Source organism: Aquimarina mycalae, from assembly GCF_029906345.1.
In the GTDB taxonomy this organism is placed as follows: Bacteria; Bacteroidota; Bacteroidia; order Flavobacteriales; family Flavobacteriaceae; genus Aquimarina.
Genome location: NZ_JARYGY010000001.1, coordinates 1,005,604 through 1,018,626, shown reverse-complemented (window position 1 = coordinate 1,018,626; position 13,023 = coordinate 1,005,604). Strand labels below are relative to the sequence as shown.

The window sequence follows — 13,023 nt, the reverse complement described above, 5'->3', positions numbered from 1 at the left end:
CAACATTCATCTCAAAGAATAAATAAAACATGAAACAGATTATACTAGTAGCTATCGCACTCTTATGTATCACTTGTAAAGAAACAACTGTTGCGCAATCTTCGGCATCCAGTACTACAGCTGCCGATGTAGGCAGCATTATGAACTTTTTGGCTAGTGATGAGCTCAATGGAAGAGATACAGGAAGTGAAGGCTTAGAAAAAGCTGCAAAATATATAGAGTCCGCATTTAAGGAATCTGGAATCACTCCTTATTTCGAAACTTATTTGGATACCTTTGATGCCAAAGGAACAGAAACATATAATGTAGTTGGGTACTTAAAAGGAACAGATCCTGAACTTTCCAAAGAATTTGTAATTGTAGGAGCACATTTTGATCATATAGGGCAAGGTAAAGATGTTAACGGAGATGTGATTGCTAATGGAGCTAATGATAATGCTGCAGGAAGTACAGCGGTAATTTCATTAGCTAAACATTTTGCTAAAACAAAAAATAACAAACGTAGTGTATTGTTTGTGTTATTTGGAGCAGAAGAAAGAGGGTTGCTGGGATCGAAACACCTAGCTAAAGTTTTAAAAGAAAAAAACCTGGATCTTTATACGATGGTAAATTTCGAAATGATCGGAGTGCCGCTAAATGATAAAGCATATAAGGCATATATTACTGGATTTGAAGCATCTAATATGGCTAAGAAAATAAATGAATATGTAGGTAGTGAATTAATAGGTTTTTTGCCTAAAGCAAAGGAGTTTCAGTTATTTAGAAGAAGTGATAACTATCCTTTTTATAAAGAATTTGGCGTTCCTTGTCAAACCATTTCCACCTTTGACTTTACCAATTATGACTATTATCACCATGTTGATGATGAGGTTTCACAAATGAATTTCGAATTTATGGCAGAGCTGATTAATGATTGTGTACCAGCAATAACCAGTATCTTAAATACACCAACAAAAGAAATTAAGTTAAATTAAGACTCATATAAATCGATGAAACAGGGTAAGATTTTATAACTAATGAAAAATATTATAATTACTGGAGCCAGTAGAGGAATTGGATATGAGATGGCTATATTGTTTGCTGAAGAAGGACATCAGGTTTTAGCTTTATCCAGAAATGAAAAACCTATTGCTGCTCTAAATCATAAAAATATCCACACGTTTTCTTTTGATTTATGCGATTCTTCGGATTTACAAAAATTGAAAGATTACGTAGTAGATTCTTGGAATCAGGTTGATATCCTAATCAATAATGCTGGTAAATTATTAAATAAGCCTTTTGGCGAAATTTCTACTCAAGAATTTGAAGAAGTATACAAGGTAAATGTTTTTGGGGTAGCAGAAATTACACGTCTTATGTTGCCATATATGACTGAAGGAAGTCACGTGGTAACGATAAGTAGTATGGGAGGAATTCAAGGTAGTATGAAGTTCCCTGGTCTAGCTGCATATAGTTCTAGTAAAGGAGCTGTAATTACTTTAAGCGAATTACTGGCAGAAGAATATAAAGAAAGTGGTATCGCTTTTAATGTATTAGCCTTGGGAGCTGTGCAAACCGAGATGCTGGAAGAAGCATTTCCTGGATATCAAGCGCCACTTACAGCAATTGAAATGGCAAATTATATTAAAGATTTTTCACTTACTGCAAATAAATTTTATAATGGTAAGGTGTTGCAAGTATCTAGTAGTACGCCTTGATGTATAATCACTTGTGTTTTTTGATATGCATAAAAAAGCAGGAATATTATTATTACTACTCGTAGTTTTTTCGTGTAGCAAGAAAAAGAAAAACCTAACTACAGAGATTGATGCTACATGGCATTTTAAATCAGTAAAAGATACTTCTTGGTTATCAGCATATGTTCCAGGTACAGTACATACAGATTTGTTGAAAAACAAAAAAATAGAAGACCCCTTTTTAGGAGTCAATGAGGAAAAGTTGCAATGGATCACTTCTGAAGATTGGGAGTATAAGACTATTTTAAAGTTAGGAGAAGAACAGTTACAAAGGAAACATCATCAGCTTAGTTTTGAAGGTATTGATACCTATGCCGAAATATTTTTGAATGATAGTTTGCTGTTAAAAACTAATAATGCTTTTAGAACATGGAAGGTAGATGTAAGTGGAAAACTTCAGAGTGAAAACCGATTGAGAGTTTTATTCAAGAATCCAACGGCAATAGAGGAAGAAAAAAAAGCAAAACTATCTTATAACTTACCTGCTGGGAATCGTATTTTTTCTCGGAAAGCTCAGTTCCATTATGGTTGGGATTGGGGGCCTAAATTCATTACTGCTGGTATATGGAAACCCATTATCTTGAAATCATGGGACGATATACAGTTACAAGATGTATATATAAAACAACAATCTTTAGACGACAAATTAGCAAAACTGCAAGCTGATATTCTGTTAAACTCAACTGAAGATATGGATGAAGAAGTAGTAGTTCATATATTGATTAATAAAGAAATCTCTGAAACAAAAAAAATCACACTAGAAAAAGGAAGTCAAACCTATAGTGTAAATTTTCAGATAGAAAACCCTAAACGATGGTGGATACATACGTTAGGCGAACCTTTTTTATATGATATACAAATTCAGGTGTTATATGGAGATGAGGTGGTCGCATCAGAGAATATCAAAAAAGGATTACGAACTATTGAGTTAATTACTGATAAGGATGTAAACGGAGAATCTTTTTATTTTAAACTAAATGGTCAGTCTATCTTTATGAAAGGGGCGAATTATATACCACAAAATATTTTTCAGCCAGAAGTTACTAATCAAGCGTATGTAGCGCTTTTTGATGATGTGATAGATGCAAATATGAATATGTTACGTGTTTGGGGTGGCGGAATTTATGAGAATAACGTTTTTTATGATTTAGCAGATGAAAAAGGTGTTCTTTTGTGGCAGGACTTTATGTTTGCTTGTGCAATGTATCCAGGAGATGTAGATTTTTTAGAAAATGTAAAACAAGAGGCTATAGATAATGTAACCAGATTGCGTGATCACGCAAGTATTGCACTTTGGTGCGGAAATAATGAGAATAACGAAGCTTGGCACAATTGGGGATGGCAAGCAAATAGAAGTGAGGAAGAGAAAGCTGAGATATGGGGTAATTATCAAAAACTATTTAATGATATTTTACCAAATACGGTTGCTGATCTAACAAACACATCATACTGGGAAAGCTCACCTAAATACGGAAGAGGAAACCCAAAATTTCAAACGGAAGGGAATGCACATGATTGGGGAGTATGGCACGATGGATATCCTTTTGAGAGATTCGAGGATAAAGTGCCAAGATTTATGAGCGAATTTGGGTTTCAGTCATTTCCAAGTTATCAGGCTATTCAGTATTTCACGCAACAAGATAGTATCGATATTGATCACTCCAGTTTTGCGACACATCAAAAACATAATAGAGGATTCGCGCTAATAAAAGAGTATATGGAACGTGATTTTCCAGTTCCTGATACAGATGAAGATTATGTATATGTAAGTCAATTATTACAGGCGTATGGTATGGCAAAAGGGATAGAAGCGCATCGTCGTGCTAAACCATATAATATGGGTTCTCTTTATTGGCAATTAAATGATTGTTGGCCAGTGGTTTCCTGGTCTGGTATTGACGGGTTGGGAAATAAGAAGGCATTGCATTATAAAGCAAAAAGAAGTTTCGAAAATATACTGATTTCTCCAAAAATTGAGAATGATACATTGAATATATATGTTGTTAATGATGAATTACAACAACAAACTGGGAACTTAGAATTAACGATTCAAGATTTTAATGGAAAGGTAATTTGGAAACATAATGAGCAAATTTCTGTAAAAGCAAATGCTTCTCAAGTAGTATTTAAAAAATCAATGAAAACTTTAGATATACTAAAAGAAGAAGTAATGTTGATATCAAGGTTTAATCAGTCGAGCACTAATTTTTATTTTGTAAAACCTAAAAATTTACAATTACCAGCTCAAGAAATCATTAAAAAAGTAATTAAAGTTGAGCATGGATATGAAGTCAAAATATCCTCAACCCAACTACAAAAAGATGTATTCTTGTATACCAATAGTAAAGGTAGTTTTAGCGATAATTTTTTTGACCTACTTCCTAATGAAGAAAAGGTTGTTTTGTTTAAAACTACTACGGATTCAGAAGTTGATATTCTGATAAAAACGTTGAATATGCTAGTTGATTAATTGTCTATATGGTATATGATATGATTGCTGATCCATGATTTTTATCTCCAAAAAGTATAAAATATGTTAAGTGTTTTTACGATTTAGATGATACGCAACTTTTAATTCTAAATATACAAGAATAAGAATCACTGCTATTTCAAGTAAAAAATAAAGTAATCCCAAACGAGTCAGTTTTTGAAAATGAACAAATAATATAACTACAGAAATTAAACTATACAAGAGATTCGAAACACCGATGATCTTTAGAAAAAAGCTATGACTTTTATCTAAATAAAAATAGCAATAGATATCATATACTATAAAAATACAGGGAAATGTGGTTAGAAAATATAAAGTAGTTTCAGGAAGCCCTATACTACTTTGAAATCGAATAAATACAACTCCTAGTAATATAGCAGATATCAACGCTCCGATTCCATCTATCAAAAAAAAGGATTTGGCCTTTACATTCATCATTATCAAAGATTGATATCCGATGTTTTTTTATTTTTCAACCATCCGTAGCATAAAATATATCCATAACATACTATTACTAAAAGTAAAGCCATTTTAAAACCAATATTATCAGTTAGAAAGCCATAGAAAGGAGGTATTAATGCACCACCTACAATCGCCATACATAATAAACCTGAAGCTTGAGGCTTTAAATCTCCCAGTCCATCTAACGCAAGGGTAAATATGGTTGGAAACATAATTGAATTGAATAACCCTACAGCCAGAATTGACCACATAGCAATCAATCCATTCGTATTCATGGATATTAAAAGCATCGTAATTGCTAGTCCAGCAAAAATGCTTAATACCTTTCCAGGAGACATAATCTTCGTGAGATACGCACCAATAAATCGACCGATCATAGCTCCAGACCAATAGAAAACAACAAAGGCTCCCACAATAGCTTTGCCGTCCATCGTTGTAAGATCAGAATTTAAGATCCGTTCGCATAGTGTGCGCATAAAAGGAGTGTTTTTGATCACTTCTACCAATTGCATATCCAAGAAGTAATTAACTAAATAACTACCAATAGCTACTTCTGCTCCTACATATACAAATATTCCTAGTGCACCCAAGAGCATTATTTTATTTCGTAACAGCCTACCATATCCATCTTTTGGACTTTCTTTCATTAAAGCAGGTAGCTTAATAAACCTAAATAGTATAGCCAGTAATAAAATAAAACCTGCGATCGCTAAAAAAGGAATTTGTACGGTAGCTGCTTCGGCAGTATAATATGCTTCTTTTTGAGTATCTGTTAATGTTAGAATTTCTTCGGATGATTTTACGGTATCACTCAACAAAAATATAGCTCCTACAATAGGGGCAATAGCCGTACCTAGAGAATTAAAGGCTTGAGATAAGTTAAGACGACTGGCTGCTCCATTTTCATTTCCTAATAAAGCAACATAAGGGTTCGCAGCCACTTGCAAAATAGTAATGCCGCCAGCTAGTGTAAAATATCCTAATAAAAACACACTAAAGAAACGATATGCAGATGCTGGATAAAACAATAAACATCCTATCGCCATAGTGGTGAGCCCTACTATGATTCCTTTTTTATATCCAATTTTGGATAAAATAAATCCTGCTGGTACCGATAATACAAAGAATGCGGTAAAAAATGCAAATTGAACCAATCCAGCTTGAAAATAAGAGAGTTCGAATACATCACGCAACCGAGGGATTAAAGAATCTACTAATACAGTAATAAAACCCCATAAAAAAAATAGTATAGTAATGATGATAAAAGCACTGCGATAAGACTTTGATTGATTCATGATAAAATAATTTATGCTTTATTGTAAAAACTTGTTGGAATGTTCTTATTATTTCCGTCTTGATATTGCATAATCGAAAAACCTTCATGAATACAATAATGACCTACTTCTCCTGATTTATTCATAGCAATATATGCAATCTGAAAATCTTTATAGCGATCATTTTTCGTAACAATCCTACGAATAGCTTCTTCGCAAGCTTTTTGCGGACTCATTCCATTTCGCATCAGTTCTACAATTAGGAAGCTCCCCACAGTTTTTAAAACTTCTTCTCCCATTCCAGTCGCTACTGCTCCACCAATTTCGTTATCAATAAATAATCCTGATCCTATAATTGGAGAATCTCCGACACGACCTTTCATTTTATATGACAATCCAGAAGTGGTACAAGCACCAGCAATATCTCCATTAGTATCAATAGCTAGCATACCGATGGTATCATGATTTTCGATATTTATGATAGGTTTATATTCGGGAGATTTTTTCCAGGTTTCCCAAGCTAATTTAGAAGCATCTGTAAGAAGATTTTCTTTTTTGAAACCCTGTCGATACCCAAATTCCTCTGCACCTTCTCCTGCTAAGATAACATGAGGAGTTTCTTCCATAACTTTTCTGGCTAATGCTGCAACATTCGTAATGTTTTCTACACAAACTACAGCACCACAATCACCATCAGAGTTCATTACACAGGCATCCAGTGTTACATTTCCTTCTCTATCTGGGGCGCCACCTTTCCCAACAGTTGTATTCTTTAAGTTTTCTTCTTCGATGGCAACTCCTTCAATAACTGCGTCGAGTGCTGGTTTTCCAGCTGCTAATGCTTCACCAGCTGCGGCGTTTGCTTTTGTAAATCGCCAAGTACAGATGGCTATAGGAGATGGGTTAGTACTGTTCATAGATGTGTTTTTTTCTTGTGCTACCGATTGATCTTGGTTTTCTTTACAGCCTATAATTGTAGATCCTACGGTTAATCCAACACTAGTAAGTGCTGTATTTTGAATAAATTGGCGTCTCTTCATAAACTATTTTATAATTATTTCATCCGCAAAAATCCATGCCCTCCCATCATGAGCACTTCCTATATGCCAAGAAGGAATTACTCCCACGGTTTTAGCCTGAATCTTTACGTAACGCGCTTTTCGTTTTTCGAATTTTCTTTCGACTATTTTGATACTAGGTGTTTCATTAGGAGTTGGTTCTTGTTCAATTTCATTTTTTGATATTGATTTCCATTGTTGACCATCATCAGAAACCCAAATTTCCACCTTGGTAGGATAGAATATCCAACTACGTTGATCTTCCAGAAAACCTATAGCAACCGTATTAATTTCTTTAGCGCTTCCCAAATCAATGGTTGCAATTACATCTCTATCGTGGAAACCCTGCCAAGATCCTGATCGATAATCTGTGGTTCCTTTAATGCCATTGATTAATGCATTGGGTCCTCCACCATTATATCTATTTGCATATTCGTTCTTTAATTGGATAGAAAGATTAGCATCTATCTTAAAAAACTCTGTAGCAATTACAGCACTTTTAATATTATTTAGTGATGCATATGTTTTTAATGTTAGTGGAGAAGAGATTTCTATGGGCTCATTATATTTTTTGAATACAGAATCGTTCAGAGTATAATAAATAATTGTATTTGAATCTACATTTTGTAGCGTAATAGTTGTTTTTTCTTTGAAAGCAATTTCTCCTTCAGCAATAAAAGGAGGTGTAATAATGATATGATCTGTAATGGCAGTGCTAGGGATGTGCTCATCTTTTGTAGCCCAATTAGATGGAGTATTGGTCATTTCAAAAACTAATGTTCCTCCTTTCATAATATCATCATGTTGAAGATAAGAGAAAAAATGTGGCATATCATTTAATTGAGCCGAAGCTATATATTTGTTTTCCTTAGATAGGTTATTGGCTATAATAGTAAACTCTTTTCCGTTTTCAAGATGTATTGTGGCTTTGTCAAAAAGAGGAGTTCCAATGATATAGTCATTAGATCCAGGAGTTACTGGATAAAAACCGAGACTGCTAAATATATACCAAGCACTCATCTGTCCACAATCTTCATTTCCTGAGATTCCGTCTGGAGTATTAGTATATAATTCGGTGAGAATTTGATGAATTTTTTCTTGAGTTTTATGAGGTTTGTTTACATAATTATAAAGATACCCCATATGATGACTTGGTTCATTTCCATGTGCATATTGTCCGATAAGACCTGTGATATCAACTTGGTGTGATCCAGAAGTATTACTGTTTGCAGAGAAGAGCGTATCTAATTGTTTTTCTAATGTTTTTTTACCGCCTAATAAGGTTATAAAACCACTGATATCCTGAGGGACATAAAAGCTGTATTGCCAGGAATTAGCTTCGGTATAATTAAAATTCACCTCATAAGGATCAAATGGAGAAAACCATGTGTTTCGATATCTACCACGCATAAATTTTGTAGAAGGATCAAATACATTTTTATAATACTGTGCTCTCTTTGTAAATTCTTTTACATCTTCAGGTTTATTAAGCGCTTTTGCCATTTGGGCTATTGTCCAATCATCATAAGCATATTCTAAAGTTTTAGAAACAGACTCACTTTCTTCTTCTACAGGAATGTACCCAAAGTTTTTGTAAGACTGTAATCCTAATTTATCTCTGGTGGCACTATACTTCATAGCTTCAAAAGCTTTTTCTGCATCATACCCTTTTATTCCTTTTAAATATGCATCTGCGATTACTGGAACTGCGTGATATCCAATCATACAATGTGTATAGTTACCAGCCAAATCCCATATTGGCATAATGCCACCTTCATCATATTTAGCAAGAAATGTATTAATAAAATCATTGGTTCTGTCTTGTTCAATAATCGTATATAATGGATGTGTAGCTCTATAGGTATCCCAAAGTGAGAATACCGAATAGTAATCGAAGTTAGCGTTTTGATGAATTTTTAGATCCATTCCTCTATACCTGCCATCGACATCTTGATACATGTTTGGAGCAAGCATGGAATGGTACAACGAGGTGTAAAAATTAGTTTTGTAATCGTTGTTAGTGCTTTCAATTACAATTTTACGCAGTTGATTTTCCCAAGTATCTTCAGCATCTTTTTTTACTTGATCAAATGTCTTAGATCCTATTTCTTTTTCTAAGTTTTTTAGAGCTCCTTTTTCATCTACTGCCGAAATACCGACAGAAACGTAGATGGGATCGTTTGTGGTATTATCAAATTCGAAAGCCATTTTTTTTCCATCTTCTGTAGATTGTGTATTCTTAACTGGTTTAGAAAATTTAATATGATAATATAGCAATTGTTTCTCAGCCCAAGCTTTAGAGTGTCTATATCCTTTAATTTCTGTATCTGATACTAATTGTATTGCATGATCCAGAACCTGATCTCTATGGGCTAAATCTAGTATTACAATTTGTCTTTCTCTATTAGGAAAAACATATTTATGCATTCCAGCTCTTTGGGTAACAGTTAATGCTACCTCAATATTAGTAGAATCAAGATGCACCTTATAATATCCAGGAGATGCTTCTTCATTATCATGAGAGAAATGGGCACGATACCCTTTTTTTCCGTCAGCTCCATTATTGAAGTGTATTTCGTTAGTTGGCATTAATAAGATATCTCCATAATCAGAAACTCCAGTACCACTTAGATGAGTGTGAGAAAAACCATAAATATAAGAATCACTATAATGATATCCAGAACAGCCATCCCAACCATCTAAACGAGTATCAGGACTTAATTGCATCATACCGAACGGCATGCTTGCACCAGGATACGTATGTCCATGTCCTCCAGTTCCAATAAAAGGGTTTACATATGAGGTAAGAGGAGTGCTGTTTTGAGCAACTTTTGTGTTAATTTCCTTTTTACAAGAATAGAATCCAGAAACGATTAAAACTGTAAATACGGTGCATAATGCTCTCATGTAAAAATAGATAGTTATTTTTAAACTTCTAATGTAGTAAAAATGATAATTAAATTATGTAATAATATCATAAGGGTTTGCGGAATACTGTTGTTGCTTTTATGTTTGGGATGTAAAAAAGAGAAAATAGTAGCGATTACACCGCAAATCATTCCAGTTCCTTTTCATCAAGAAATAGAAGATGGTGTTTTTATACTGAATGAAGAAACAACGCTGCGATATGATGAAGGTTTACAGGAAACTGCAAAGTACTTTAGTGCATTCATACAAAAAGGAGGAGGAAGTTCTTTACAGTTACGTAAAAATATAGAAGAGAATAGTATCATCTTGGAGAAAGATGAAACGATGGTGAATGAAGAGGCGTATCGACTTTTTATTTCAAAAAAGAATATAAAAATACAATCAAGTACCGAAAAAGGAGCTTTTTATGCTGTACAGACATTACGGCAATTATTACCCGAATGTTTTGAAAATGGCTCTTGTACAGAAAAAGGGTTTGCGATTAAAGCAATGACGGTTTTAGATGCTCCCAGGTTTTCTTATCGCGGAATGCATCTGGATGTTGGAAGACATTTTTTTAGCGTTTCAGCAATTAAAAAATATATAGAAATGCTTGCAATGCTTAAGATGAATACATTTCATTGGCATCTTACAGAAGATCAAGGCTGGCGTATTGAAATAAAGAAATATCCCAAACTCACTGAAATTGGAGCATATCGTAAAGAGACATTAGTAGGGCATTATAACGATCAACCGCATCAGTTTGATGGTAAACGCTATGGTGGTTTTTATACTCAAGAAGAAATTAAAGAAATTGTAGCGTTTGCTACTTCAAGAAATATTACCGTTATCCCTGAAATTGAAATGCCAGGACACTCTCAGGCGGCAATCGCTGCATATCCAGAATTAGGATGTTCGGGTACTAAGGTAGAGGTTGCCACTAAGTGGGGTGTTTTTGATGAGGTGTATTGTCCTAATCAAAAAACCTTTGCTTTTTTAGAAGATGTATTAGATGAGGTAGTTGATTTGTTTCCTGGGAAATATATACATATCGGTGGTGATGAAGCACCAAAAACAAAATGGAAATCCTGTAATCATTGTCAGCAACTGATACAAGAAAAAGAGCTTAAAGATGAACATGGATTGCAAAGCTATTTCATAGCTAGAATGGAAAAATATATTAATAGCAAAGGAAAGCAGATTATTGGTTGGGATGAAATACTAGAAGGCGGACTTGCTCCTAACGCTACAGTAATGTTTTGGAGAGGAACTGATGGAGCAGTTCAAGCAGCAAAGGATGGTCATGATTTGATACTTTCGCCAACCTCAAATTGCTATTTTGATTACTATCAAAGTGATAATGAAAATGAACCATTAGCAATTGGTGGGTTTTTGCCTTTAGAAAAAGTGTATAGCTTTAACCCAATTCCAGAAGGAATGGATGCTACAGAAGAAAAACATGTCTTAGGTGCGCAAGGAAATGTTTGGACAGAATATATGCCTACATATAAACAAGTAGAATATATGGCTTTTCCTAGGGCAATAGCGTTGAGTGAAGTAATATGGTCAACAGATAAAAATAAAAATTATGTTGATTTTGTATCTAGATTAGCAAATTTTCAAAATAGACTGGACGTTTTGGATGTGAATTATGCAAATCATTTGTATGAGATTCATGGAAATCTGAAAAATAAAAACGAGCAACTTCTTTATAGTTTAGAAACCTTGATGAATGATAATACTATTCGATATACATTAGATGGTAGTGATCCTGTTGGTTCTTCTGAAGTATACGATAAACCGCTATCAATCCAAAGTGATATGAATGTCAAAGCTGGCGTGTTTGATAATGATAAGTTGTTAGGAAATGTCTTTGCTCAAGAATTGAATTATCATAAGGCGGTTGGCGCAGAAATAACGCTCAATGTCGAACCTCATAAAGCATATAGTGCAGGTGGAAAAAAAGCACTAATCAATAGTATAAGTGGAAACAATACTCGTTTTGGAGATAAAGAATGGTTAGGCTTTTGGGGTGATGACTTAGAAATCTTGATCGATCTGGGTAAAGAAACGGAAATACATAAAGTATCTACCCGTTTTTTTGAAGCAAATGGGCAATGGATTTATAGACCAGAAGGAGTAAAAATCTCATTGTTGAATGAGGATATGGAAAACCTTTTTGAAAAAGGACTAGAACAACTATTTCTAAAGGATACAAAATTAACCACACAGGTTACTCAGAATTATGGAGGAGAAAAAGCCAGATATGTTAAATTGGATATAAGAAAATATGGATTGATACCAGATGGGTTACAAGGTGCGGGAAATCAAGCTTGGACTTTTATAGATGAAATAGTAGTAGAATGAAGATAGAAATTTGTGCAAACTCGTATCAATCAGCAATAAATGCAGAAAGAGCAGGAGCGGATCGTATAGAATTATGTGTAGAATTAGCTGTTGGAGGAATTACACCATCCCATGGATTGATTGAAAAAGTAGTTCAAGAACTAAGCATACCAGTCTTTGTATTGATTAGACCAAGAAGTGGTAACTTCACCTACACATCAGATGAGTTTGATGTGATAAAGAAGGATATTGAATATTGTAAAAGTGTCGGTTGCAAAGGTATCGTTTCTGGTATTTTAATGAGTGATAATACTATTGATACTGTCAGAACAAAAGAATTGATAACCATTTCTAAACCAATGTCATTTACTTTTCATCGAGCTTTTGATTGGGCACCTAAACCATTAGATTCTTTAAAACAACTAATAGCTATTGGAGTAGAAAGGATATTAACTTCAGGACAAGAAATAGCCGCAATAGAAGGAATAGAGTTGCTTAAAAATGCATTAGAACAATCAAAACAAAATATGATCATCATGCCAGGTGGAGGAATTAATGCAGAAAATGCAACAGTGTTTAAAGAAGCGGGTTTTAAAGAAATTCATTTTTCTGCAACTTCTTTAAAACAGGTAATCGATACCCCAAAAATTACTATGAATAGTGTTCGGTTTTCTGATGAAACTACAGTAGCTATATCGAACTATGATAAGATTGTAGAAATCAAAAACCTTTTAGATCAATAACTTGTT

Annotated in this window: 9 protein-coding genes; 5 read left to right on the top strand and 4 right to left on the bottom strand. The window is 34.0% G+C overall.

What is annotated here, in order from left to right; all coding sequences use genetic code 11:
• Positions 1–29 precede the first annotated feature (29 nt).
• From QBK95_RS04535 to QBK95_RS04525, 3 genes are read left to right on the top strand one after another with little or no spacing between them, the layout of a single operon-like run.
• Positions 30–974, top strand: coding sequence for a M28 family metallopeptidase (locus tag QBK95_RS04535; protein WP_280931025.1), 945 nt, complete (start codon positions 30–32; stop codon positions 972–974).
• Positions 975–1,016: 42 nt separating this feature from the next.
• The gene (locus QBK95_RS04530) at positions 1,017–1,697 is read left to right on the top strand and encodes an SDR family NAD(P)-dependent oxidoreductase (RefSeq protein WP_280931023.1); all 681 of its coding nucleotides are present in this window, start codon (positions 1,017–1,019) and stop codon (positions 1,695–1,697) included.
• 25 nt (positions 1,698–1,722) lie between these two features.
• Positions 1,723–4,206, top strand: a complete 2,484-nt coding sequence (locus QBK95_RS04525) for a beta-mannosidase (RefSeq protein WP_280931021.1) — start codon at positions 1,723–1,725, stop codon at positions 4,204–4,206.
• A gap of 66 nt (positions 4,207–4,272) precedes the next feature.
• On the opposite strand, the gene QBK95_RS04520 is transcribed toward QBK95_RS04525, so the two are convergent.
• Genes QBK95_RS04520 through QBK95_RS04505 form a run of 4 tightly spaced genes read right to left on the bottom strand, consistent with a single transcriptional unit; the run spans position 4,273 to position 9,928 of the window.
• Positions 4,273–4,665, bottom strand: coding sequence for a hypothetical protein (locus QBK95_RS04520; protein ID WP_280931019.1), 393 nt, complete (start codon positions 4,663–4,665; stop codon positions 4,273–4,275).
• A 2-nt stretch (positions 4,666–4,667) separates the two neighbouring features.
• Positions 4,668–5,984, bottom strand: a complete 1,317-nt coding sequence (locus tag QBK95_RS04515) for a sugar MFS transporter (RefSeq protein WP_280931017.1) — start codon at positions 5,982–5,984, stop codon at positions 4,668–4,670.
• 11 nt (positions 5,985–5,995) lie between these two features.
• A complete protein-coding gene (locus tag QBK95_RS04510) occupies positions 5,996–7,003 on the bottom strand; it encodes an isoaspartyl peptidase/L-asparaginase family protein (protein ID WP_280931016.1) in 1,008 nt (335 codons plus the stop codon).
• A gap of 3 nt (positions 7,004–7,006) precedes the next feature.
• Positions 7,007–9,928, bottom strand: coding sequence for a GH92 family glycosyl hydrolase (locus tag QBK95_RS04505; RefSeq protein WP_280931014.1), 2,922 nt, complete (start codon positions 9,926–9,928; stop codon positions 7,007–7,009).
• A 42-nt stretch (positions 9,929–9,970) separates the two neighbouring features.
• On the opposite strand from QBK95_RS04505, the gene QBK95_RS04500 reads away from it, so the two are divergent.
• Together QBK95_RS04500 and QBK95_RS04495 are read left to right on the top strand one after the other, a co-directional pair.
• A complete protein-coding gene (locus QBK95_RS04500; protein ID WP_280931012.1) occupies positions 9,971–12,295 on the top strand; it encodes a beta-N-acetylhexosaminidase in 2,325 nt (774 codons plus the stop codon).
• Complete coding sequence (locus QBK95_RS04495) at positions 12,292–13,017, top strand: copper homeostasis protein CutC (protein WP_280931010.1); 726 nt, start codon at positions 12,292–12,294, stop codon at positions 13,015–13,017. The genes QBK95_RS04500 and QBK95_RS04495 overlap by 4 nt, the downstream gene beginning before the upstream one ends.
• Positions 13,018–13,023: the final 6 nt, after the last annotated feature.